General features: G+C 59.6%; 15 protein-coding genes and 1 pseudogene. 9 read left to right on the top strand and 7 right to left on the bottom strand.

The window, feature by feature from the left end:
- The first annotated feature begins 54 nt into the window (after window positions 1–54).
- From NKI38_RS18200 to NKI38_RS18165, 7 genes and pseudogenes are all read left to right on the top strand, one after another.
- Window positions 55–1,020, top strand: a complete 966-nt coding sequence (locus NKI38_RS18200) for a LysR family transcriptional regulator (RefSeq protein ID WP_352659594.1) — start codon at window positions 55–57, stop codon at window positions 1,018–1,020.
- A 1,174-nt stretch (window positions 1,021–2,194) separates the two neighbouring features.
- The gene (locus tag NKI38_RS18190) at window positions 2,195–2,614 is read left to right on the top strand and encodes a hypothetical protein (protein ID WP_352657211.1); all 420 of its coding nucleotides are present in this window, start codon (window positions 2,195–2,197) and stop codon (window positions 2,612–2,614) included.
- A 391-nt stretch (window positions 2,615–3,005) separates the two neighbouring features.
- Window positions 3,006–3,203, top strand: a pseudogene (locus NKI38_RS18185) (type I secretion system permease/ATPase); the annotation flags it as partial.
- A gap of 44 nt (window positions 3,204–3,247) precedes the next feature.
- Window positions 3,248–4,561, top strand: coding sequence for an HlyD family type I secretion periplasmic adaptor subunit (locus tag NKI38_RS18180; protein WP_352659593.1), 1,314 nt, complete (start codon window positions 3,248–3,250; stop codon window positions 4,559–4,561).
- Between the two features lie 723 nt (window positions 4,562–5,284).
- Complete coding sequence (locus tag NKI38_RS18175) at window positions 5,285–6,076, top strand: calcium-binding protein (RefSeq protein WP_352658127.1); 792 nt, start codon at window positions 5,285–5,287, stop codon at window positions 6,074–6,076.
- 391 nt (window positions 6,077–6,467) lie between these two features.
- Window positions 6,468–8,243 (top strand): type I secretion system permease/ATPase, encoded by a 1,776-nt coding sequence (locus NKI38_RS18170; RefSeq protein WP_352659604.1) that lies wholly within the window; start codon window positions 6,468–6,470, stop codon window positions 8,241–8,243.
- Window positions 8,218–9,531: an HlyD family type I secretion periplasmic adaptor subunit gene (locus NKI38_RS18165; protein ID WP_352659593.1), complete on the top strand. Its 1,314-nt coding sequence runs from the start codon at window positions 8,218–8,220 to the stop codon at window positions 9,529–9,531. The genes NKI38_RS18170 and NKI38_RS18165 overlap by 26 nt, the downstream gene beginning before the upstream one ends.
- 442 nt (window positions 9,532–9,973) lie before the next feature.
- On the opposite strand, the gene NKI38_RS18160 is transcribed toward NKI38_RS18165, so the two are convergent.
- The 5 genes from NKI38_RS18160 to NKI38_RS18140 form a co-directional block, all read right to left on the bottom strand.
- On the bottom strand, window positions 9,974–11,044 hold the full coding sequence (locus NKI38_RS18160) for an adenylate/guanylate cyclase domain-containing protein (RefSeq protein ID WP_352659592.1): 1,071 nt from the start codon (window positions 11,042–11,044) through the stop codon (window positions 9,974–9,976).
- Between the two features lie 3 nt (window positions 11,045–11,047).
- Complete coding sequence (locus tag NKI38_RS18155) at window positions 11,048–11,542, bottom strand: Rab family GTPase (protein WP_352659591.1); 495 nt, start codon at window positions 11,540–11,542, stop codon at window positions 11,048–11,050.
- Between the two features lie 13 nt (window positions 11,543–11,555).
- A complete protein-coding gene (locus NKI38_RS18150) occupies window positions 11,556–14,213 on the bottom strand; it encodes an OmpA family protein (RefSeq protein ID WP_352659590.1) in 2,658 nt (885 codons plus the stop codon).
- A gap of 7 nt (window positions 14,214–14,220) precedes the next feature.
- The gene (locus NKI38_RS18145; RefSeq protein WP_352629975.1) at window positions 14,221–14,886 is read right to left on the bottom strand and encodes a hypothetical protein; all 666 of its coding nucleotides are present in this window, start codon (window positions 14,884–14,886) and stop codon (window positions 14,221–14,223) included.
- 404 nt (window positions 14,887–15,290) lie between these two features.
- Window positions 15,291–17,645, bottom strand: a complete 2,355-nt coding sequence (locus NKI38_RS18140) for a mechanosensitive ion channel family protein (RefSeq protein ID WP_352659589.1) — start codon at window positions 17,643–17,645, stop codon at window positions 15,291–15,293.
- A 225-nt stretch (window positions 17,646–17,870) separates the two neighbouring features.
- On the opposite strand from NKI38_RS18140, the gene NKI38_RS18135 reads away from it, so the two are divergent.
- Window positions 17,871–18,038 (top strand): hypothetical protein, encoded by a 168-nt coding sequence (locus NKI38_RS18135; RefSeq protein ID WP_352659588.1) that lies wholly within the window; start codon window positions 17,871–17,873, stop codon window positions 18,036–18,038.
- Window positions 18,039–18,044: 6 nt separating this feature from the next.
- A complete protein-coding gene (locus NKI38_RS18130; protein ID WP_352659587.1) occupies window positions 18,045–21,008 on the top strand; it encodes a glycosyltransferase in 2,964 nt (987 codons plus the stop codon).
- A 72-nt stretch (window positions 21,009–21,080) separates the two neighbouring features.
- Here NKI38_RS18130 and NKI38_RS18125 read toward each other — a convergent pair whose 3' ends face one another.
- Window positions 21,081–21,761 carry a peroxiredoxin-like family protein gene (locus tag NKI38_RS18125; protein WP_352659603.1) on the bottom strand — a complete coding sequence of 227 codons (681 nt, stop codon included), beginning with the start codon at window positions 21,759–21,761 and terminating at the stop codon, window positions 21,081–21,083.
- 19 nt (window positions 21,762–21,780) lie between these two features.
- Entirely contained in the window at window positions 21,781–25,071 is a 3,291-nt protein-coding gene (locus NKI38_RS18120; RefSeq protein WP_352659586.1) for an adenylate/guanylate cyclase domain-containing protein, read from the bottom strand.
- Window positions 25,072–25,125 lie beyond the last annotated feature (54 nt).

Here is a 25,125-nt window from a genome sequence, read left to right as displayed (position 1 = left end):
TCGTGAAATTGATTGTTTGCGCGATACCCATCCACGCGTCGGATAGGTCAATGCATGCGTTTTAAGGGACTCGATCTAAATCTCCTCGTTGTGCTGGACGCTTTGATCAGGGAGCGTAAAGTCACCGCCGCGGCTCGCAGTATTAACCTGAGTCAGCCGGCCATGAGCGCCGCCGTCGGTCGGTTACGCGCCTATTTCAGCGATGAGCTATTTACGATGAACGGCCGCGAACTCATTTTGACACCGCGCGCGGAGGGGCTCGCCACAGCAGTCCGGGAGGCATTGCTGCACATCCAGCTGTCGATTATTTCCTGGGACGCCTTTAACCCGGTCCGATCGGATCGTCGCTTCCGCATCATCCTTTCCGATTACCTCACACTCGTATTTTTTAAGAAAATCGTAAAGCGTGCTGCGCGGGAAGCTCCCGCCGTCCGCTTCGAATGTCTGCCTATTTCCGACGACCCCGAGGAGCTTCTCCGGCGCGGCGACGTTGATTTTCTGATTATGCCGGAAGTGTTCATGTCGAAACATCCTCGCGCAGCCCTGTTCGAAGATATGCTCGTATGCGTAGGCTGCGGCACGAACAAGCAGCTGTCAGAGCCACTTACATTCGACCGATACTTGTCGATGGGGCATGTCGTGCTTAAATTCGGGGACACCCGGCAGCCCTCCATCGAGGAATGGTATTTGCTCGAGAACGGTTTCGAGAGACGTATCGAGGTCGTCGTACACGGCTTTAGCATGATCCCGCCCCTTCTATCAGGCACCAGCCGCATCGGGACCATGCCGTTGCGGCTGGCGCAGCATTTCGCAAAATTAACACCCCTGCGGATTGTCGAACTTCCGCCGCCACTTCCTGCCGCATTCACGGAGGCCGTCCAATGGCCTGCGCTTCACAATAATGATCCGGCAAGCCTATGGATGCGGGAAATGATGTTGCAGGAGGGATCTCGTATGATTACCCTGCCTAAGAGCACCGGACGTCTCAGTTGTCGGCCGAAACTGACCCCTCGGTTATGAGAGGAGGCATGGATGGCGATTGGGATTGGGCGATTCCTGCTTTGTCGAGAACGATGCAGGGAGAGCAGATCCTTCAGCCTGAAGAGGTGGCAGCGATGCTGCGGCTGCATGAGGTTGGCTGGGGAACCGACGGGCGAAGGAATTCGGGTGTGCGCACGGTGCCTCGGTATCCAAGCGGGGGCGGGACTGTTGTTCCGTTTCGCAAGCCTGGCGGCCGACGGCGTTTGACGGACTGGACGATTGGCTGCGGGAGCGCTTCTTCCCCCATGGCTCGGGCCGGATGACGATCTCGACCCGCTCCAGATGCGCCGGGAACGCCTTGCGCGGTCGCGCAGCACGTCGCGGCTCGCCTGTCGGTCTTGCGGTCTTGCGGCCTCGAGTTCGGACTCAATCGCGCCGAGCCCGGTCTGGATTTCGAAGGCGAAGGCCTGCTGGGCACGTTCGAGCTTCTCGGAGCTGCGACCGAAACGGCGCGCTCCAGCTGCTTGACGAGCCCTGAAGGTCGGCGATCCTCTCCTGGGCACGCTCGTTGAGTGTCGCCATCCGGACGATCTCGGCCTTGAGTGTTCGCTCCGGAGTTGTTGCAGTTCGGCCTTCTCCGCCGCCATGGCGACGAATATCGCCTTGAGCGGAACGATTTCGTGGGACGGGCCAAAGCGCTTCTCGTCATGCCGCCGACAGAAGCTTATTTTGCACGGCCAGAGGCCCGCCTTTTGCGCCTGAGTCACTTCGCCACGGCCTATCCGGCCGACGTCGGACGCCGTCTCCGTTCGGCTCAAACGCGCCAGTCCATGCCTTCGACGAGCGCCATCAGTTGGGCGCGGCAAGCCGGATCACCCCGTTCTCCACCCGCGGCCAGCGGAACTTGTCCTCGTCCAGCGCTTACGGTGCGGGTATGCCGGCGTCGAGCAAACAGAGAGAAGTTTGGGGCAGAACTAGGACGGCTTACGAAGTGTTGTCCTGGTCCGGTTTGAGTGTCGAATCTTCAGATCGATTGCTTGGGCGACCAGATTCCCGGCCGCCAGCGAGCCCGCAACTGCTCAGCAGAAGGGCGAAGTGAACGTGAGTGCATCCATTTCGTAAATGTGTATCTATCCAAGCAATCGATTTCTATAATTGTCCGATGAGGAATATCAAGGCGTCAGGCAGGGTGCATCATTAGGAGTATTTTGCGATGGTAAAGTTTATTGAGGGTGGCCCGGGTTCCAAAGTGCCCCCCCCCGATTTTGACGATTTGCTCCCCCCCGAGATCCGAGCCGATTATACGCTCCCCTACGTGTGGTGGGGAGACGATCATACAGGAGAGATCGGTGGCTGGATTAACGGTCGTGACGGTGACGGTAAGGACTCGCTGACCGGGAGCACCGACAATGACACGATCCATTTCCTCGGTCCGGTGATTGGGTTCGACCCGGGTGTCGGGTGGGAGCCGGACATTTCCACTATCACCGATTTCGACCCGACGGAGGATAAGTTCGCTTTCTATGCGGTGCGCCTCGGCAACGACAACAGCGCGCATGAGTTCGCCCACCTGGGCGGTGTGGTCACCGTGGCCGACCTAGGCCTGACCGCGTCGGACTTCACCTTCTTTTGATCCAGAAAACCCATACGGTACATCGCCCCGCCCCCCCCCCGGGGCGGGCGCTTTCCGTTTCCGCTACTTGCGATGGGCCGGGGCGCCCGGGAGCAGTCAGCGTGTACAGTGACGAGGCCCTGCGCGTCGCGCTGGTCGTGCACCGAAATCTCCCTGAAGGTGTGGAGGCGGAAGCCTGTCCGGGCCCTTGCGGCCGGCCACGATGACGTTGCCCTTCCAAACCTTCAGCCGGACGGTGTTGTTGTTGACCCGCTCCATTAGTGCCAAACCAAACATATTCGGCGGGAGCACTGATCCTCAATCAGCGAGCGGATGCAGTCGGTCGCCGTTCGGGGAGCAATATAGGGAGCTGGGTCGCCAGCCTCCGGAGACTTACGTGAGAAGCCATTCCTTGAAAGATTCAGCTTTGAGACCTTTCCCTCTGACTTCCGCCGTTTGGGGAATTCTGTTGATCAGCGGCGTGGTCAACGTGCTTGCCCTGATCTCGCCGCTGTTCATGCTTCAGGTCTATGACCGCGTTCTGGCAAGCGGCAGCGTATCGACACTGGTGGGGCTCGTCGTGCTTGCTGCGGGGCTTTATGCGTTCCAATGGCGTCAACTCCATCGATAACGTGGGAGAGCGCGAGGATCCCGGTGTCCGGCATTCATCAGAACAATGACGTTTCCAGCTCCATTCGCCGCCACCTGGTGGCGGGCCTTCTGGCGAGCGTGATCTTTGTGGGAGGAGCCGGAGCCTGGGCGGCCTTCACGAATCTCTCCGGTGCGGTTGTCGCGTCCGGACACTTTGTCGTCGATTCCTATGTCAAGAAGGTGCAGCACCCGACCGGCGGGGTGGTGGGAGAAATCCTGGTGCGCGAAGGCGATAAAGTAAAAGCCGGCGACATCCTCATTCGGCTCGATGCCACCCAGACGCGCGCTAATCTCGCCATAGTCACCAAGCGGCTCGATGAGCTCGCCGCCTACCAGGCACGACTCGATGCTGAGCGTGACGATCTCGCGGAGATCGCCTTCCCGGACTGGCTGCTCGCCCGAAGAGATGTTCCGGACGTAGCTTCGGCAATACATAGCGAGACGCTGCTGTTCGAATTCCGCAGACAATCCCGCGACGGAAAGCAGGCGCAACTGGCGGAACACATTACTCAATATCACCACGAGATCGAAGGATTCAAGGCGCAGGAAATTGCCTGTGAAAACAGGATCGAGGTTCTCCAAAAGGAAATTGCTGTTCTGAGTGGGCTGCGCGACCAAGGCATTGTCTCGGACCAACGGTTGAACAGCCTGAAGATCCAGGTTGCCACTTTCGGTGGCGAACGCGGTGAGAAGATCGCAGATCAGGCACAGACGGCAGCCCGCATAGCCGAAACGCGCCTGCAGATCCCGCAGATCGATCAGGATTTCAAGACCGAAGTCGGCCAGGAGCTCAGAGAGGTTCAGGCGCAGGTCGGGGAGTATAGTGAGCGCAAGGTGGCGGCTGAACAGGAACTGCGACGGATCGATATCGTCGCGCCGCAGTCAGGCACCATTCAACAACTCGCAGTTCATACGGTCGGCGGAGTGATCACGCCCGCCGATCCGATCATGCTAATCGTGCCGGAAGGCGACGATCTTGCGCTGGAAGTACGGATCACCCCGAAGGACATCGACCAAATCCAGCTTGGTCACAAGGCCGTGCTGCGGATGTCAGCCTTCAATCTGAGAACCACGCCGGAATTGAACGGATATGTCAGCCGGATCGCAGCCGATATGGCGACGGACGAAAAAAACGGCATTTCGTATTACCTGGTGCGTCTATCGGTTCCGCATGCGGAACTGACGAAGCTCAAGGACCTGACGCTCGTGCCCGGCATGCCGGCCGAAGCGATGGTCCAGACGGGCGAGCGTACGGCGCTTTCCTATTTTGTGAAGCCGCTGTCGGACCAAATCAGTCGGGCATTCCAGGAGGAATGAAAGTAATTCTGTTAGCTTGGCGTAGTCCGCGTCGCGTAGAGCCCGTGCGGCCGACGTGCGGAAGCTGTCGGTTCCGAGATCCTTGAACTCTCGGCTCGCGCGAACGCACTCCCTAATGTTCCATTGCTCGCAATGGGCAGTGCTGGCGAGATACTCGGCGACACAGCCCCATGCCTGTTCTTCCGAGGCCGGCTTGACAGCGAGCGAATGCGTAACGCAGCTGTGAGGATCGCCAGTTGTCGTTTCAGCTCGGCTTCGGTCAACTTCGACAGCCTGTCGGCGAAAGGCGCCATCACGAGGCCATTGGCGGCAAATTGCCCTCCTCTTATTGCGCGGTAGCAGCATGCGTGTCGGGGATGGAACCGTCTCCGGCCCCCCATTCATCGCTGAGGCCGCGCCGTACCCGCCGCCACCGGAACTTGTCCACGTCCAGCGCGCTTACGGTGCGGGTATGCCGGCGTCGAGCAAACAGAGAGAGGCTTGGGCCCAACCAGGGCGGCCGGTTACCAAGTTTTCCTCGTCCGTTTGAGTGTGAATGTTCGGGTCGATCGTCTGGGCGCGTCCCCGCCGCCTGCGAGCCCGCTACTGCTCAGCGGAAGGGCGACGTGAACGTGAGTGCATCCATTTCGTAGATGTATGCCTATCCAAGCAATCGATTTCTCCAATTGCCCGATGACGAATATGAACGCGTCAGGCAGGGTGCATCATTAGGAGTATTTTTCGATGGCAAACATTATCGAGGGTGGCCCGGGTGCCGAAACACTCATCGGCACCGAGCGTGAAGATTGGATAGAGGGTTTCCAGGGCGGTGACTGGATTGACGGTCGTGGCGGCAACGACGAGATCTCGGGTGGCCCGGGCAGTGACCGAGCCATTGGCGGCGAGGGTAATGACCGGATCTTCGGCGGAGATGGCTGGGACGATCTCTCCGGCGACAACGGCCGCTTCAACGCGCGCATCTCCGGTGAGGACAATGACAGGCTCAGCGGCGGTCCCGGCCAGGATGTCCTCTACGTGGGTGACGGCCAGGACACGTTGACCGGGGGCACCGACAATGACACGTTCGTGTTCCAGTTCCACAATCCGGTGCCTGGGGTTGTCGGGTCGAAGTCGGACATTACCACTATCACCGATTTCAACCCGGCGGAGGACAAGTTCGCCTTCGATGCGGTGGGCCTCTACAATGACGGTTTTGGCGCGAACTTCGTCAACAACGCCAGCATACAGTCCGGCTACCCGGTGAGCAGCTTCTACAGTGGTGCGGCCTCAGGTGCGAACGGCGAACACGTCGTGGTAATCACTGGCGAATCTTTCAACTCTGCTTCTGAAGCCGCGAGTGCGATCTCCGGCGAGCACGCCGGCGACATCATTGTCTACCAAAGCAGCTACACCGACAGAGTCGCAACTCTGGCCTATGTCACCGCCGACAACAGCGCGCATGAGTTCGCCCACTTGGGCGGTGTGGTCACCGTGGCCGACCTAGGCCTGACCGCGTCGGACTTCACCTTCGTTTGATCCAGAAAACCCATACGGAACAGCGCCTCGCCCCGCCCCCCTGGGCGGGCGCTTTCCCGTTTCCGCTACTTGCCATGGGCCGGGGCGCCCGGGAGCAGTCGCAGCGTGGATAGCTTGACGAAGCCCTGCGCGTCGCTCTGGTCGGTGCACCGAAATCTCCCTGAAGGTGTGGAGGCGGAAGCCTGTTCGGGCCCTTGCGGCCGACCACGATGAATCCCTTCCAAACCTTCAGCCGGACGGTGTTGTTGACCCGCTCCATTAAATGCCGGGACTAAACATATTCGGCGGGAGCACTGATCCTGACCCAGCGAGCGGATGCAGTCGGTCGCCGGTCGGGGAGCAATATGGGGCTGAGTCGCCAGCCTCCGGAACTTACGTGAGTAACCATTCCTTGAAGGATTCAGCTTTGAGACCTTTCCCTCTGACTTCCGCCATTTGGGGCATTGTGTTGATCAGCGGCGTGGTCAACGTGCTTGCGCTGATCTCGCCGCTGTTCATGCTTCAGGTCTATGACCGCGTTCTGGCAAGTGGCAGCGTATCGACGCTGGTGGGGCTCGTCGTGCTTGCTGCGGGGCTTTATGCGTTCCAATGCCTGCTCGACATTTTGCGCGCCCGCGTGCTGCTGCGGATTGGCGAGCGTTTCGATGGAGAGTTTTCCGGACGCGTTCACGATGCGATCGTTCGCCTTCCGCTTTCAACGCGCATGCCGGGCGACGGCTTGCAGCCGCTTCGCGATCTCGACAATGTTCGCGGCTTCTTAGGTGGAAACGGTCCGACAGCGTTCTTCGATCTGCCATGGATGCTGCTTTATCTTGGCATTTGCTTCCTCCTTCATTTCTGGATCGGCATGACGGCACTTGTCGGGGCGGTCGGTCTCACATCTCTGACACTCCTTGCCAACACTCTCTCGCAACGGCCGATAAGCGATACCGTCGCCCACAACATGGCACGCAATGGTCTGCTGCAAGCAGCGCGTTGCAATGCCGAGGTCGTGCAAGCTCTCGGTCTTGGAAAGCGGATCGCTGCCCGATGGCAAAAGGCCAATGCCAAGTTTCTGGCCGCCAACCGGAAAGCTGGGGACGTGGCAGGTGGGCTGGGTGCCTTTTCAAAATCGCTGCGCGTGCTGCTGCAATCGGCCATTCTTGCCGTCGGCGCGTACCTTGTCATCAGACAGGAGGCTACGGCCGGGGTTATGATTGCCAGTTCGATCATGATGGGGCGTGCGCTGGCTCCGGTCGATCTGGCCATTTCAAGCTGGAAACCTTTCCTCATGGCGCGGCAGGGTTGGGCGCGGCTGGAGGACCTCTTGGAAAAGGTTCCTGAATCCGCTGCTGTTATGCCAATGCCTGCACCTGAACGCGAACTGCGCCTCGAAGGCGTGACAATCGTTCCGCCCGGCGAAAGGAAGCCGACCGTGACCGGCCTTGCGTTTGCCATTCAGGCGGGAAGCGCACTCGGGATCATCGGTGCATCGGGCTCGGGCAAGTCGACACTCTCGCGCGCCATCGTCGGCGCATGGGCGCCGGTCGCCGGAAAGGTTCGCATCGACAGCGCAAGCCTCGATCAATGGGACCGGGAAGCACTAGGCCGTCATGTCGGCTATCTGCCGCAAGGTGTTGAACTGTTCGACGGCACCATTGCCGAAAACATCGCTCGTTTTGAAGATAATCCTGACCCTGAGGCTATTGTCGCCGCGGCGAAAGCAGCGGGCACGCACGAACTGATCCTCCGATTTGAGCACGGCTACGAAACTCCGATCGGTGAGGCCGGATCGGCACTTTCCGCCGGGCAGCGCCAGCGTATCGGTCTTGCCCGTGCTCTTTATCGAGACCCTTTCCTTGTTGTGCTGGATGAACCCAATGCCAATCTCGATGCGGAAGGCGAGGCTGCGGTCGTTAAGGCGATCGCCTCCGTGCGCGAGCGCAAGGGCATTGCGGTTGTCGTCGCCCATCGGCCGAGCGCCATCCGCGCCGTGGATTTGGTGTTGGTGATGGAAGGTGGACGGCAGCGAGCATTCGGTGCGCGTGATGAAGCGCTTTCCAAGGTCCTGAAGGGGACAGCGATGGCACGAGGCGCTGGCGTGAAGGCCATCGAATCTACACAGGATAACGTGGGAGAGCGCGCTGACATGGAGGATCCCGGTGTCCGGCATTCATCAGAACAATGACGTTTCCAGCTCCATTCGCCGCCACCTGGTGGCGGGCCTTCTGGCGAGCGTGATCTTTGTGGGAGGAGCCGGAGCCTGGGCGGCCTTCACGAATCTCTCCGGTGCGGTTGTCGCGTCCGGACACTTTGTCGTCGATTCCTATGTCAAGAAGGTGCAGCACCCGACCGGCGGGGTGGTGGGAGAAATCCTGGTGCGCGAAGGCGATAAAGTAAAAGCCGGCGACATCCTCATTCGGCTCGATGCCACCCAGACGCGCGCTAATCTCGCCATAGTCACCAAGCGGCTCGATGAGCTCGCCGCCTACCAGGCACGACTCGATGCTGAGCGTGACGATCTCGCGGAGATCGCCTTCCCGGACTGGCTGCTCGCCCGAAGAGATGTTCCGGACGTAGCTTCGGCAATACATAGCGAGACGCTGCTGTTCGAATTCCGCAGACAATCCCGCGACGGAAAGCAGGCGCAACTGGCGGAACACATTACTCAATATCACCACGAGATCGAAGGATTCAAGGCGCAGGAAATTGCCTGTGAAAACAGGATCGAGGTTCTCCAAAAGGAAATTGCTGTTCTGAGTGGGCTGCGCGACCAAGGCATTGTCTCGGACCAACGGTTGAACAGCCTGAAGATCCAGGTTGCCACTTTCGGTGGCGAACGCGGTGAGAAGATCGCAGATCAGGCACAGACGGCAGCCCGCATAGCCGAAACGCGCCTGCAGATCCCGCAGATCGATCAGGATTTCAAGACCGAAGTCGGCCAGGAGCTCAGAGAGGTTCAGGCGCAGGTCGGGGAGTATAGTGAGCGCAAGGTGGCGGCTGAACAGGAACTGCGACGGATCGATATCGTCGCGCCGCAGTCAGGCACCATTCAACAACTCGCAGTTCATACGGTCGGCGGAGTGATCACGCCCGCCGATCCGATCATGCTAATCGTGCCGGAAGGCGACGATCTTGCGCTGGAAGTACGGATCACCCCGAAGGACATCGACCAAATCCAGCTTGGTCACAAGGCCGTGCTGCGGATGTCAGCCTTCAATCTGAGAACCACGCCGGAATTGAACGGATATGTCAGCCGGATCGCAGCCGATATGGCGACGGACGAAAAAAACGGCATTTCGTATTACCTGGTGCGTCTATCGGTTCCGCATGCGGAACTGACGAAGCTCAAGGACCTGACGCTCGTGCCCGGCATGCCGGCCGAAGCGATGGTCCAGACGGGCGAGCGTACGGCGCTTTCCTATTTTGTGAAGCCGCTGTCGGACCAAATCAGTCGGGCATTCCAGGAGGAATGAAAGTAATCCACAGAAATATATTGTTGGTATTTCTGTTGGTTGTTCGCAGGCTACGTGGGTGGTAACATACTGAAAGCACAGGCATACTTTCCTCACTTGGATTCCGCCTCTGGGCACCATCATTTTCCCTAGCAAATTCAACGGGTTATCGAGTGGAAAAGTTGTCCGCTTGAACAATTCCGTGTCGCATCATGTTGCAACGATGGAAAGGCCGTGGTGGTGACGTTGTGGACGGATCGCTTCTTGGACGTCGAGCAAACTCAGTACAGCACCTTTGGTCTATCCGGGAAGGGCTGGATCGACCGGTTTGAAAACCGTCGTCGTGCGCCATAAGCGCGGTCTGTCCCCGCGGCATCCCACAGGGCTTCAGCATCCAGATGTGTGCGGTCATGACAGCACGGCCCTAGGCTCCAGGGTCGGCACTTCCAATCGGTTCGGTCAATCAGGCCGGCAGCCGCCACATTCGGACACGACCTGTACCACGCAATTCCGTTTCCTCGAGCGGGTCGCAAGCAAATTTTGGTCCGAGCAGTTGGCGAGTTGCATCGGAAATACGGATTTCATCGGGCTCAGCGGACGTTTGAATGCGTGAGGCGAGGTTAACCGTCTCGCCCCACAGGTCGTAGGCGAACCGCCTTTTGCCTATGACGCCAGCGACGATCGGTCCTGAGTGAATTCCAATTCTCAGTCTTATCGGTTCTCCCGCAAAGCGTTCGCGCTTGACCGCCCTCCGCAGTTCAACTGCATAGCGCGCAAGGGCTTGTGCATGATCGTATCGCGCGGCGGGCAGGCCAGCGACTACCATCACACAATCGCCGATTGTCTTGATCTTTTCGCAGCCGTATCGCTCAGAGAGCCGATCCGCCGCCTTGAAGAAGTAATTTAGAATAGCGAGCGTCGTCACGGCTCCGACGCTTCGCGCTCTTTCCGTAAAACCGACGATGTCGGCAAAAAGCACACTCACCTCCGCGTGGTTGTCAGCAATTTTTTTGTGCGCTTTCAACCGCTCCGCGATCGACGCCGGAAGAATGTTGAGGAGGAGGGTTTCGGCGCGCTGGTATTCTCGCGACAATCCCTCCTGGCTCTTCCTCAACGCCTCGTTCGTCGATTGTAATTTCTCGTTGAGTTGACGCTCCCTCTCTTGCAGGAGCGTCATTTCATAGGCCTTCTGTTGAAGCCGCTGCTTGTTGTCACGTTCGGCAGTGGCGTCAAGAAAGAGCAGCCACACGCAGTCGTCGTCGGCAAAAAAATGAAGGTCCGCGACACGCCCGCTGGGCAGTTCGACCATCGCCATATGATATGGAAGCTCCGGGAAAGGCAGCAAACCTTCCATGAATTGAAGCTGATCGGTGACAGGCCTACCGATGCGAACGGATAAGAGCCCGTAATGTTCAACGTTACCGCCCTTCGCGGCTATGCAAAGCTGGGCGTCAATTTTGACATATGCGATAGAGTGCTCGTTATAGAAGAAATCGTAAATCCAGTTTCCGACTTCTCTTGGCAATCTACGCATGGTCTATTTGGTGACCATCGAAGCAAGTTGAAGGAACGCATCATCGACATGCTCACCCGAAAGCGCACTTGTTAGATAGATTTGCCATCCACGTTGCTTTAGTTCGTTAATCTCACTATCCGGTATTACCCACCGATCGGCCAGATCGGATTTGTTGAACAGCAATACAAACGGCATAGCACCGAATTCGGCCTCGACCCGCTCGCGCAGCGTGAGCGCGGCGGCAAGAGTAGCGGCGCGGGTTCCGTCGACGACAAGCACGAGCCCTGTCGCACCTCGCACATGGCTGACGCGGAATGAGCCGATATCGTCTTCGCCGGCCAAATCCCACAAAATCAGATCCACTGTTTTGTCCGGGAGTGCGACACTCTTCTTGTCGATTTTCACTCCCACCGTGGTCAAGTAGGTTTCTGAAAAGATGCTTTGCACAAACCTGCGAACCAGGCTGGTCTTTCCGACAGAGAACCCGCCCAACATACAGATCTTTTTTTGCAACATCTTGGGCTCCGCCCTAATCCAGGTTTACCGTAACTGAAACCCGGCGATTGGTGGAGCTACCAGTTTGACTATTTTCAGGCACCGCCGGTTCAAAGGTGCCCGCGCCCCGAACCAGCAGCAGTTCCGGAGCGACGCCGCGCTTGTTGAGAAGCGCACGAACTGTCTCGGCGCGGGCGGCGCTGATCGACGCGTTGGCCGTCTCACGGCCCGTGGCGTCCGAATGGCCGGTCAACATGAACCGCGCTGTTACGCCTGATTTGCGGGCATCTTGGGCGAATTCCTTTATTTGACCCGCCAATCTGTCGAGAACCGGTACCTGCTCTGGTCCCGGCACAACTTTGCCGGAAGAGAAGAAAATATCGGTCGTCTGGATGGCCTCTCTCAAATGATTGAGTTCTGCAAGGTCCAGCTCATGCAGCTGCGAGACATCCAGAACCACTCCGTCCGCCGAAAGTTGTTCGGCGGCGGCCTGCGCCCGGTTGATCCAGGCGACAGGAGCCTCACCCATGACAACGATGCGACCCTGGATGATCGAAAGCCGGACCGATTTCGGCGGGGTCAGCGACGCCGTCAGCCGCTTCACCACGAACTTCGGATCAAGGCTCTGATAGAATTGCCACTGCGAATGAACGCGGGCGGGATCGACCTGCGTTCCGGACAGCAGAGCTTGCGGGTCGGCGGCAAGCGGGTCTCTCAGGCCGGAAATGTAGAAATGTCCGCCCCTCGCCGTTTGTTGAGCGACGATGATCCCCGGCTGGGCCTCAAGACGCGACACATAATACTGCCAGTGCTCCGCCGCGCGTGCTTCGGGGCTCACATCACGAACCTTGGAGATGTCGAATTCCGGTCCGCCTGCCGAAAGCTGTCGGGCCGCTGCGCGCGCCCGATCTATCCAGGTGTCCGGAGCCTCGCCCTCGGCAACGATGCGATCATTGACGATCGAAAGTCGTACCGTATCCGGCGGATACAGCGACGCCGTCAGCCGCTTCAACACAAACTCCGGCTCAAGGCTCTGATAGAATTGCCACTGTGAATGAACGCGGGCGGGATCGACCTGCGTTCCAGACAACAGCGACTGCGGGTCGGCGCCAAGTGGGTCTCTCAGGCCGGCAATATAGAATTGGCCGTCGCGTATCTTTTGTTCTGCAACAATGATGCCCGGCTGGGTCCCCAGTCGCGACACATAGGCCTGCCAGCGCTCCGCCGCGCGTGCCTCGGGGCTCACATCACGAACCTTGGAGATGTCGAATTCCGGTCCGCCTGCCGAAAGCTGCCGGGCGGCTGCGCGCGCCCGATCTATCCAGGTGTCGGGAGCCTCACCCTCGGCAATGATGCGATCATTGACGATCGAAAGCCGTACTGAATCCGGCGGAGCCAGCGACGCAGTCAGTCGCTTCAACACGAACTCCGGCTCAAGGCTCTGATAGAATTGCCACTGCGAATGAACGCGGGCGGGATCGACCTGCGTTCCGGACAGCAGAGCTTGCGGGTCGGCGCCAAGCGGGTCTCTCAGGCCGGCAATATAGAATTGGCCGCCGCGTATCTTTTGTTCTGCAACGATGATGCCCGGCTGGGTCTCCAGTCGCGACACATAGGCCTGCCAGCGCTGCCCGGATTGCCAGGAAAGAAAGAACCAACCGCCTGCCGGAATCAAAACCAGCAGGGCTGCAGCCACCACCAGCCACGGAAATCCCTGGTTTGATTCCTCCTGCTTCAGCTCAACGCAGGTCTGCAACTGCGCCTCTACGCCGGCCAACTGCGAACTGTCGCCGTCAAACTGCTCTAAAGCCTGTGAGCATTCATTATGGATGCGAAGCAATACATCGCGAACTATTTCATGTAATTCCTCTGGCGGATTTCCTCGAATCACCGAAACCAGGGTGGCAAACGGTCCAACTTCCGACCAGAGACGAAGGTCGCCAAAACGGATTGTGTCTAGGCCGCTCTGCTCTTTCTCATTAAATGAGTCTTTTACAAAATCTTGGATTGCACTGAGCATCGATGAAATTAGTTGAGGATCTTCGCTCGTTGCATTATCGGCAGTTACATGGGCTATCAAAAGCCCGGAATTACGGTTAATGAGAAAGACATGCTCTACACGATAGACAAGAGAATGCTTTAGCACAACTTCTGAGAAGCTTGCACCTGTCCTCCAGGCTTCAAATCTCCACTTGAGACCATGCCAAGTAAATATATGTCTTAAAGTTTCATTCAGCGACTGAAATGTCTGGTCGATCTTTTCCCCGATCGACTTGCGAATTGCCGGCAAAAACACCGGGTATAATATATCTGTCAGCGTGCGCGGGCTCTTCTGGATTGACCGTTGCACAGCCCTTTCGACAGCGGGCGCAAGCGCCTCGCCGAGCTGCGCATGAGGCGCTCGCGCGGCCGCACTGGGAAGAACGTCGCCCACTGCTGCCGCAAGCTGCTCGGGTTCGTCCAGCAGATGCGTAACTCGTGAAAGCTCCGAAATTTCGCGGCTGACCAGCAACTGGCGCAGCGTTTCCATGCGAGGATCGGCGGTTGGAACTCCGTCGAAACGCGCACGATAGTCCGGATCAACGTTCCGGGCAATTTCGATCAAAAGACGAGCCAGAGCCTCGCGATCAATCTCTGTATCGTTCGAGGCTGTTCTTTGCGGAAGGCTGATTGGGTCGACGGTTGACGTCAAGGTCCCATCAACTCACTTTCCAGTTACGTTCCGAGTTGCTCTTGCTGCCGACAGGATCCTGATTCAGACATTTTGCAACCTCGACAAACAAGCCGGCCAGAAGATTTCGGTCGGTCTTGACGTTGCTGAGATCGGCAAACATTTTCTCGATCAGCATCTGAACGCCTTCGTTCTTCTGCTTGATTTCCTCACGCAGTAAATGATCGTTTCGATTTATCCGGTCCGAAACGTCGCGCTCAAGCGCGCTCAATTGATCCGACAGCGCGCGCACCTGCTTTTCAAGTGTCTGGTTTTGCTCGCGAAGATTCCGGTCAATCTCCTTGTCGGCATCAGCTCGTGAATCTTTTTCGTTCCGCAATTGCGCCGCAAGCGAATCGACCTGCTTCTTTGCATTTGACTCGTACATGTCGAGATTGCGCTTGGCCTCGGATTCAACATCCTTAAAGCGCTGCAAGACCCGTTCTTCAAGCTTGGAAAAGCGGCGGTCATAGTCCTGCATCTGGTTGCCGAACAGCAGATCACGTATCTTGTCGACACCGACAGGGTCGCCGGAGCCCCCGTTTTCACGAGCCTGGACCCCCATGAAGTTCAGCCCGTTTCCTTCTGCGTTACCTATCAGATTTGCGTCCGCCTTCTTTTCTGAAGAAACGGAATTCGAAGATTCCTTGGCCATCCTGATACCCCATTTGCATACCTGCCGCGACGGAAACCATGGCAGCAAAATACCCGACCCGCAAGCCGGATTCGTCTTGACTTATACCTATTCGTGGGGCAGCCGAGCACTACTCCCTCCGACTCAGAAATCTCGGCCAATTCACTTTGCGGCCTCGAGCTCGCCGGCACGAGCAAAGCCGCTGCCTCAGACGCGCGCAACGTCGCCAGCGCCGTCGGCAAGATCGCGGCCGAAGACCCGGAAACGATGGGCGGCGAAAGGCGTGACCAGACCGGACATCAGGATCCAGTTTGCGGCGACGACGACAAGCTAGGTGGCGAGCAATCCCCTACGACCGAACTGCGGTTACGACGAGGAAGCTCAGCAACAGCACCGCGCTGTGACCGGCAGCTGTCACAGCTTTCCTACTCCGTCGTGCTCGCTTTTTTTCTGCGCCGATTGGTGTGCGACTGCGCGACAGCCATTTGCAATTCGGGTGTGATTTCCAACGGCGCATTCTCTGCCCCATGTGGGTTCTGTAGCCCCTGAATGTGGACGGTCGGAAACGGGAGTTCGATGCCCTGCTCCTTGAAAGCCTGGCGGAGGCGTAAAAAGAATCTGCCTTTCATGCTGAAGGCACCTCCCGGTCTGGTTGTGACCTTGACCCTCAAGACGATGCCGTACTCGCCGAACTCCTGTACGCCCTGCATCTTGATCGGTTCGATCACCCAGTGTTTGAACTCCGGATCTTCCGCCAGTTCGAGGCCGATGCGCTTGATCAGCTTGCGGGCGAAGTCGATATCGGTGTCGTAGCCGACGGTGATGTTGAACTTGTCGGTGACCCAGTCACGGCTCTGGTTCTGCACTGCCCCGAGTTCACCGAAAGGTATCGTGAACAGCGGGCCACGGTGGTGGCGCAGCTTCACCGAACGCAGCGAAAAGCTCTCCACCGTACCCTTGTAATTGCCCGAGGAAATATATTCGCCGACACGAAACGCATCATCGAGCAGAAAAAACACGCCCGAAATGATGTCCTTGACGATCGTCTGTGCGCCAAAGCCCACCGCGACGCCGACGACGCCGGCGCCGGCGATCAGCGGGCCGATCTGGATACCCACCGAGGCGAGCATCATTAGCACCGCCATCACGATGATCGATGCGAGCAGAATGTTCTGGAGGATCGGCAACAGGGTGTGCAGCCGCGCCTGATGCGAGTCGGGGGGTAGAACATCCTCGTCGCCTATCACCTCGTGCGATGTTTGGATGCCCAGCTTTCGTTCGATCAACGCCTTGATGATCGACCAGCCGAAATCGGCTGCGAGGGCAATGACCACGACATTGATCAAGCCGCGCAATATGAACATCGTCGTCGTATCGCTGTCGTGCATGGATTGCATATTCAGACCCCAGACACGGGCGAGAAAATAAGCCGCCGCCAGGATGAAAATCATTCGGATTGCGCGATCGATGACGGCGATCGTCACCGCCGGGATCGTCGGCCGGCCGGCATCTTCCGAACCCGGCCGCAGAACGAAATTGACCCCGCGCTGCGTCAGCACGATTGCCAAAGGCAGGAAGAATGCGGCGAAGGTAAACCAGAAGAGTATATAAAGGCCGGCATTGCGCTGCAGAAACAGAACGACGAAATAAGCAGTCAATAGCCATGTCGCTGCCGTGCGACCGCTGTGGCGCGCACCGTCTCGCGGCGTTCTTGGCCGCCGCCAAACGGCAAGCAGCAAGAGTAACAGCAGCACGAAATCGGCGCCCAGGGACAGGACCGTCATTCCGTCCTGATCGATGCCGAGACCCGGCAAGAGGATGAACGCGGCGCCGAAGAAGGCGAAGACGCCGACGATACGGGGCAGCCAATAGGACCAATGATCAGCCGTTTCGTTGGTGATCGGCAAGGCACGAACCTCGACGGCGTTCTCGACGTTCATGAAGGAAGGGACGAGCGTGGCCATCACGTACAGGCGCACACCCCATGTAACGACCGCCGCCATCAGAAATGTCAGCACAATCTCGCGGATAAGCATTGGCCAATCGAACAACATGAACGCGCCGGCGCTGCCCAGTGCGAACGAGACGATCAGCATGCTGGAATAAAGCGCGCGACCACCAATCTTCTTGGCTCGCCCAGTGGGCGTATCCTTCGGTTGCGCGATAATCCAAAGCCGAAATGGACGGGTGAGCTTGTACGTTGCCCAAGTAAGCGCCAGGCCGGCAGCGATGAACGTCGCAATCAGGATCAATACGCTGACAGGCCCTTTGCTGGACATATCCTGCATGGTCTCTGCCCGAACGCGCGCGAACTGGCCTGGCAGCAGGGGCAAAGTCCGCACGATCCTTTCGATATGGTGCCTGATCCGATCGAGCGTCGAGGATGCCATCGTATTCATCTGGCCGGGTGGGGCCGCTGGTGCGGCCACGGGGTCGGACGATGCGTCGGTCGGTGAAGCTCCCGCCTCGGCAGGCGCGCCCGTCGATCCGGCGTCTCGATTCCGTTGTTCGGCCACCCAGGCCTTCACCGACGGATCGTCGAGAAGCTCGAACAGCTGTTTGACCCTTTCAGGCGGGACGGTTGCCGGCGCCTGCGCCTGTGCGTGACCGGCCAGCAAGAGGGCGATCCCAACAACGAGCGGTCTGGCAATCAGGACAAGCATCGCCGTCAGGTCTCCGAGACATTGTGCCGGGCGCGCCAGGTTCGCGGCTCCCGATCGTCCAATCATGAGTGGCATCGTGCTGTTAACTTTCTGGTCAAAATCGGCAAGCGACGACATTATGTCCGTTGTTGCCCTACCTTGGAGAAACCGATGTTGAGGTGCAAGGGCACCAGGATCCCAAGCCCATACCACGAGGGCCTGAGCGCTTGCCATTCGGCCCTATCTTCAAGTCTTTTTTGCCTGCCGCTAGTTCGCCCCGATCTTGACAGAGCGGTGCTGCCATCCGATGCCGTCATCCGTTTTTGACATTCGCCGACTCCTGCAAAAGAAAACGAAAGCTCGATGATCCAGGACAATGCTACCGCAGCTGGTGTGGTCCCGATGCTCGATGCCGAGCAAACCATCGGCGCAACGCTTGCCAGCATCCGCCGGCAAGACCGTCTCCTTTGGCAGCAAATCGCCGGCGACGTTTCGGGACTCCTGTTCTACCATCGAACCAGGCGCGGGTAAGACGGCGTGACGCATAATCCCTTGGTTTCAATCGTGGTTCCTGCGCACAATGCGGAAGTAACGCTGGCGCGCGCACTCGATTGCCTTCTCGATCAGGAAATAGTGGATTGGGAGGCGATCGTCGTCGACGACGCCTCCACGGACCGCACCCCCGCGATCATCGCCGGCTATGTGGAGCGCGATGCCCGATTTCGGACGTTGAGCTCTTGCGCGTATAGCGCCGCCGGCGCGCGCAATACCGGAATTTCGACAGCGCGCGGCCATTGGCTCATGTTTCTGGATGCGGACGATTGGGTGGATGCCAACTTCCTTGCGAAAATGCTGGCCGCACTGGAAACCGCTCCCGATGCAGTGGCCGCCTATTGCGGTTCTCGGCGCGTGATGCTCGATGGCGAACTCACCCCGTCGAGCATCTCAACCGAGGTTGCGATCCAGCCCTTCGAAACATTCGCCCGCCGGTGTGCCGTTCGCACTCACGCGCTACTGGTCGACCGGGAGACAATTGTCGAGTTGGGCGGTTTCGATGTGTCGCTGCGGACCTGCGAGGATTGGGATCTGTGGCAGCGTCTCGCGCGTCTGGGCAAAACTTGGGTGATGGTCGACGAGCCGCTCGCTTTCTATCGGATCAGCCCCAACGCGCTCAGCCGCAATTCGACGCAGATGCTGGCAGACGCGGAAATCGTGATCGCCCGCGGCTTCTCTCCCGATCCCCGGGTCAAACACCCGGCATTGGCACACGCCAATGGAGCTCTCGATGCGAACGGCCGCACCGCATCCGAAGCACTCGCGTGGTTCGCGTTGTGGAACGCCGCGTCGGATTGCGGCAGCGGCTCGCGCTCGATCGATCCGCAATCCCTGCGCGCTCTCCCGGCCGGACGTAAGTGGGCGCGTGAGATCGCTGAGGTGGTCGTCAATGGCCTTATGGTGGGAAGCCTCTCGGTGCCGGCGCAATTGGCTGCGAGGTGGGACAGGTTCGGCGGCTCACTTACCGGGTTGATCATCGAACTCGGCAAGGTCTGGGACAATCCCGCAGCGGGCCGCCGCATCCAGTATCAGCTTGAGCAAATGCTTCTCGACGTCGACGATCTTGCCGCGCCGCGCAGGCTGGCACGGACACTTGGAATTCGCGTCGACGCTCGAAATCCGACCTCGATCGACCTTCCGGAAGGAATCGATCAAATCTACGCCTATCTGATGATCGATGGCCAGATCGAGGCCGTCGTGCAGTTCGGCGTACTGGGAGCAGTGACAAGGGATCATTGGATTGAATTGATCCAGAATGTGGTGCCCGCTGAGCGGCTTGTAGACAGTGCGGCAAGTCTTGCGGGACGATCGCCTGTACCGCAACAGGCCGCTGGCGCCGCCACGTCAAACACGCTCGCAGCCGAGGCATTGTTGTCCGCAGCCGAACGTCGGCCCGATCCGGACAGCCACTTCGGCAAACTCGCCCAATTGGCCGCTGAAGCGCGGGAGCTGGTTCGATCAAGCGCCGAACCTGCACCACCTCCTGCAACGCCGCGCCGAGCACGGACCGCGGACAGGAGCGATCGCACGGCGTTCTGGAACAGCTATTTCGCGACCGAGGACCCGTGGAAGTACGGCTCGCTCTATGAGCAGGAAAAATATCAGCGGCAGCTCGAAATCCTGCCTGCTGGTCCCATCGGACGGGCGCTTGAGCTGGCCTGCGCGGAGGGCCACTTCACGCGGCAGCTGGCGCCGCGTGTGGGCCATCTGACTGCAACTGACATCTCCGCCATAGCCATCGAGCGGTGCCGTGCGCGATGCAGCGATCAGCCGAACATTGAATTCGGCGTACTGGACTTCTCCGCCGACGCGCTACCGGATGAGATGGATCTGATCTTCTGTTCGGAGGTGCTCTACTACCTGGATGATCTCGCCGAGTTGCGGCGCATCGCCAAAAAATTCGCTGAGGCGTTGGCGCCTGGCGGCAGTTTCATCAGCGCACACGCATTCGTGCTGCGTGACAATCCTGACAGGACGGGCTTCGACTGGAACACATTCGGTGCGCAAGCGATCTCGGAGACGCTGGCAGCGACCGATGGCCTCGTCCTTGAGCAATCGATCCAGACCGAGCTTTACCGCATAGACCGCTTCCGCCGCCTGTCGCCGGACGATGTGGCGACGGAACCGGTGATCGATCATGTGCCAATCCGCGCGCCCATCGAAATCGGGGTTGCACGAAATATCGTCTGGGGCGGGGCGCGGGCCTTGCGCCGCGACGTCGCACGCAACGAGCGGCGCCAGCATATCCCTGTCCTCATGTATCACAGCGTCGCCGATGATGGCCCGGCCGCGCTCGCCCGTTTTCGGCTCACGCCCGCCGCATTCGCCAGCCAGATGGCATGGCTGCGCGCCAATGGCTTTCACGCCATTGGGTCCGAGCAGTTGGAACAGTTCATCGCCAACCGTCAGCCTTTCGTTGGCCGCCCGGTGGTCATCACCTTCGACGACGGCTTCCAGAACTTTGCCGACCATGCCTGGCCGATCTTGCGCGCCAACGACCTGACCGCAGAAGTGTTCCTGGTGACGGATCTGGTGGGCGAAAGTGCAAAGTGGGACGCCGATATCGGTCCGCCGACGCGGCTTATGGACGCCGGGACGGTGCGACGCCTCGCCGCCGAAGGTGCGTTCTTCGGAAGCCATCTGGCGACGCATCGCGCCATCGATGGTCTGTCGAGCTCCGACCTGGTCGCCGAGCTCCTGCGCTCTCGTATGTTCATCGAACGGTGGACGGGTCGGCCAACCACGGCGTTCGCGGCACCCTTCTCTGTCACCGACCGACGGCTCGGCCGGCTGGCCAGGGAGTGCGGCTATCGAGTAGGCTTCGGCCGCAAACACGGCCCGGCGGACCTCGATTGCGATCCCATCGACCTTCCGCGCATCGAGATTCGCGGGGACCGCTCGCTCGATGACTTTGTTGCCACTGTCGAGGCCGTGCTCGAAGTGTGATTGTTCCCGCGTAGGATGCAATCGACGAGACGCTCCGCAGCGCGTACGCTCAGTCCTATCGTGCGCTCGAGTCTATTGGGCGACTTGGGACACGGCTGACATCAGTTCCTGCGGGTTTGGCGCCCCAAACATGTATCGCCCACCCTCTGGAACTTCCGTGAAGCTCCAGCGGACAATCCCCTGCCGATCCAGCAGGAACTGACCGATCAATTGTCCGTGTCCCGTCGCCATCATCTGCTCGTCGGCTTCGGTCACTTCGTAATTGTCCTTCTTGTTGAGGATTTCGCCGGCCGTAACAGGATCTATAGGACCGGGAAACTCGCCTGGCATGTCGACCCGCATATCCATGGCCGCTGCCATCGAGACCTTGTATGGCCAGTTCGTCTCGTTTTGGGTGAATTCGAGATTTGGCAGTCCAAAAGCACGATGTGAAGCGCGTTCAGGGTCGGAGGCCGCCAGCAGATTCGGCATCGGGTGGTAGCGGAAATAGAGACGCGCCCGTTCGATCGGCGTGTTGACCACCGTCAGGCTCTCCACGCCCTTTTCGCGCAGCTCCGGATCAAGCCGCGCTTGGGCGGCGATATGGCGCCGGCAAAACGCACAATGCAGACCTCGAAACAGGCCGACCAGCACCGGTTTTTGTCCGCGAAAGTCATCAAGCGCGATCTTGCCTTCCTGGGTAATGGCGTCGAGTACCAAGTTCGGCGCACGGTCGCCCGGTTGAAGCGGTACCAAGTCACTAGGCGCGGACATTTCCAACCTCCCACCCCGGCTAGTCGAGAAAAGGCAGCACCACAAGCGCTTCCGGGTCGAGCCCGTGCTGGGCGCATATACCCTGCGCCAAGGAAAAGTAGCGTTCGGCCTCGGCCAGATTGTCGAGGTCGAGATTAAGCGTTGCGAGACCATCATAGCACGGAAACAGCAGTTGGGGTTCGCCCGTTTCGCGGGCTACGTCCAGTGCTTCGTGGAACAAGCCAACCGCCAGTTCCGGACGGCCGTTGCACTGGTGGATCTGCCCAAGCACGATCAACGGCACCGGCAAGTGCTCGCGCTGGTCGAGCGCCCGGTCGATCTCGATGGCCTTCTCGGCAGCAGGCACGCCCTCCGTTGGACAGCGATCCGTGAAAGTACAACAAGCGACTGCCAGATTGGCGAGGAGGCGCGCCTGGAAACCCAAATCACCAATATGGCGCGCCACTTCAAGACCGCGCCGACAGACCTCCATCGCCCGGGCAGGGTCGATGGTCGTGTAAAGCACGCCGAGATTGGTGTAGCCGCGGCAGGCCGCACCCAGTAGACCGGCGGCTTCGGCCAATTCAATGCTACGCTCAACCTGACGCACGGCTTCACGGTTTCGCCCAAGACGAGCCAGCGCGACAGCCTTGGTATTAAGTGCCTCGGCGGTCACAAGAGTGGCATCGCGCCCGACCTCGGAGACATGCTCGGTTGTCAGAGAGCGTACGCAATCCAGCGCCGCGTCCGCCCATTTTGCCGCGAGAGCGTGATCTCCGCTACGGAACGCCTGTCGGCCACGTTCTTGCCAGAGATGCGCCTGCTCAACCGGAGCATCCGCCCCATCGAGGAGCGCTGCCGCTTCGGCATAGCGGGATTCTGCGTGGTCCCGCTTGCCGACGTCCCAGAGCAGCCGGCCGATCTTACGCATAACTCGCGCCGAAGCAACACGATCGCCCGACTCGCGGTATGCCTGCAGCACCGTGTCGTAGTGGCTGTGCGCGATCTCGCGGTGGCCTGCCGGGCCGCTCAAATCGGCAATGCGCTCTTGAATTGCCAGTTTGAGCGGTGTTTGCCCGACCGCGCCCAACGCAGTCAGTGCTCGCTCGTAGAGACGAAGGGCGTCATCGTTGGCGTATATCATGCGAGCGCGATCGCCCGCTGCCTGCAGGTAATGCGCGCCCTTCTCCCGTTCGGCGCTCTGCGCGAAATGATGACCGAGCACGGTCAAATCCTCGAGCCGTTCCGGCTTGTCGCCGCACAGTTGCTCCAAGGCGGCACCGACCCGCCCGTGGATGTCGGTCCGGCGTTGCAGAAGCAGATTCTGGTAGATCACGTCCTGCAGCAATGTTTGCGTAAAGCGGTAGCTTTGCGACGAGACCGAGCCTGATCCGGCAACTTCCTCGATGATTTCCGCATCGCAAAGCAGTTCGCAGCCGGCTTCTAGCCGGCCGGGGTCGGCTGTCACGGCCTTCAGAAGTGCGGCATCGAAGCGCGGGCCGATTACCGCGGCTTCCTGGGCCAACCGGCGCACGTCTTGGGGCAGCCGGTCGACGCGAGCAAGCAACATTGCCTGGATGGTGGCGGGAATGCCGGTTGCGACTTCGCCTGCCGCAGTCAGCCATCGCTGGCCCTCGCGCACCAGTACACCGCGATCGATAAGGCCGCGAACGATCTCCTCTACAAAAAGGGGGTTGCCGCCCGCGCGCTCGAGGATCTGATCGAGAAGCGCTCCTGCGGAGTTTACCCAGCTCTCGCCGAAAAGCGCCGCCAGCAGGATGCGTCCGTCATTGCTGTTGAGTTGCGAAAGCCTCAGCGCAGTGTGACTGACCCGACTTGAGTCGAGCTGGTCGTTGTCCGGCGCCGGACGATGCGTGACCAGCAACATCAACCGCGTGCGTTCCAACCTGTCCATCACGAAACGCAGTGCCTCGAGCGACACGGCGTCGGCCCAGTGCAGGTCTTCAACGACAATCAACAGCGGCGACAACGCAAGCCGCCGTTCGATGATTGTGCGGACTGCGAAGAGAATTTGCCGCCGCAGTTGCTCGGGCTCGACATGCTGCAAGGTCGCATCGGGGTCGCCAAGGCCAAGCACATGGTAGAGCAAAGGCATCAGCCGCTTCGCCTCCTCGCCCTGCAGGCCGAGATCGGTAAGCAAGCCTGCGAGCTTCCCCCGCATTTCGTCCCCATTGTCGTTTTGCATGATCCCGGCAGCGCTGCGCACCACTGCGCCCAAGGCGCCAAATGATTGTTCGCCCAGCGGTGAGCACGTGGCCTGCCGCACGGCGACGTTGCGAAAACGATCCTCGTCGCCGACGCGGGCGACGAACTCCTTCACCAGCCGCGATTTCCCGATACCGGCTTCTCCGACGAGGCGGACAAGTTGGGCCGAGCCGCCACACGCCAGGTCAAGGCTCGCCATCATTCTATGGAGTTCCGCACCACGACCTATCATCGGCGCGCTGAGACCGAGCGCCTCGAGCCCACGCGCTGCACGCGGCGCCGCAAGCGGTGCATCCAGTCGATGGACGAGTACACTGCCAGCCTTGCCGCGAAGCACGACATCGCCCAGCGACTCGTAAGAGAAGGCATGCCGGGTCAGCCTGTGAGTGAGCTCGCCTACCAGCACCTCACCCGGTGCGGCCAGCGATTGCAGGCGCTGCGCCGTATTCACTGTGTCGCCAGTCACCGAATAGGATTTGGCGGTGCCGATGCCCAATCCGCCAGTGACGACCGGACCAGTGTTTATGCCGATGTGAAGTAACAGAGGCGAGCCGGAGCGGGAGGCCCTTTCGCCGAGCCGCGCTGTCCGGGCGATCATGTCAAGAGCGGCGCGAAGCGCACGTTCCGGATCGTCCTCATGCGCGACCGGCGCACCGAACAAAGCCAGCAGTGCATCGCCGATGAATTTGTCGACGAAACCACCAAAGTTTCGCACGGCCGCCGTCAATTCCTTGAACAGTTCGTTCTGCAGCGCTTGCATCACCTCGGGGTCGAGCTGCTCGCTGAGTGTCGTAAAGCCGCAAAGGTCGGCGAACAGGACCGTTACCGTCCGGCGATCGGCGTCAGAGACAGGAGGCAGCCCTTCTTCGCTTTCGATGTTCGGCGACGGAGTTCGAGAAGGCGGCACAATGGTCCGGCTCGGTGTCGGAGCAGGCCGTTCGACGGCTTTGGCGGGCGCGACGTTAGCCCCACATTTCGGACAGAACTCAAAATCAGGTGCGCAGACGTAGCCGCAACTGGCGCATGATACGGGCTGTCGCCGGCCACACTTCGGACAGAAGGCGTAACCGCCCTCAATCTCGAAACCGCAGCCCGAGCAGTCCATAGACACCTCTCTTGGGGCCGTGACGACGTGATCTCGCCACGCACTTCACGGCCA

Source organism: Mesorhizobium sp. M0621 (assembly GCF_040320745.1).
Lineage (GTDB): Bacteria > Pseudomonadota > Alphaproteobacteria > Rhizobiales > Rhizobiaceae > Mesorhizobium.
This window is presented reverse-complemented; position numbering and strand designations above follow the sequence as displayed.

What these genes read in the sequence shown, in the direction of transcription:
- NKI38_RS18200 (WP_352659594.1), top strand. Translation starts at nt 55, where the DNA reads ATGCGTTTTAAGGGACTCGATCTAAATCTCCTCGTTGTGCTGGACGCT.
- NKI38_RS18190 (WP_352657211.1), top strand. Translation starts at nt 2,195, where the DNA reads ATGGTAAAGTTTATTGAGGGTGGCCCGGGTTCCAAAGTGCCCCCCCCC.
- NKI38_RS18175 (WP_352658127.1), top strand. Translation starts at nt 5,285, where the DNA reads ATGGCAAACATTATCGAGGGTGGCCCGGGTGCCGAAACACTCATCGGC.
- NKI38_RS18160 (WP_352659592.1), bottom strand. Translation starts at nt 11,044, where the DNA reads ATGCGTAGATTGCCAAGAGAAGTCGGAAACTGGATTTACGATTTCTTC.
- NKI38_RS18155 (WP_352659591.1), bottom strand. Translation starts at nt 11,542, where the DNA reads ATGTTGCAAAAAAAGATCTGTATGTTGGGCGGGTTCTCTGTCGGAAAG.
- NKI38_RS18145 (WP_352629975.1), bottom strand. Translation starts at nt 14,886, where the DNA reads ATGGCCAAGGAATCTTCGAATTCCGTTTCTTCAGAAAAGAAGGCGGAC.
- NKI38_RS18140 (WP_352659589.1), bottom strand. Translation starts at nt 17,645, where the DNA reads ATGTCGTCGCTTGCCGATTTTGACCAGAAAGTTAACAGCACGATGCCA.
- NKI38_RS18135 (WP_352659588.1), top strand. Translation starts at nt 17,871, where the DNA reads ATGATCCAGGACAATGCTACCGCAGCTGGTGTGGTCCCGATGCTCGAT.
- NKI38_RS18125 (WP_352659603.1), bottom strand. Translation starts at nt 21,761, where the DNA reads ATGTCCGCGCCTAGTGACTTGGTACCGCTTCAACCGGGCGACCGTGCG.
- NKI38_RS18120 (WP_352659586.1), bottom strand. Translation starts at nt 25,071, where the DNA reads ATGGACTGCTCGGGCTGCGGTTTCGAGATTGAGGGCGGTTACGCCTTC.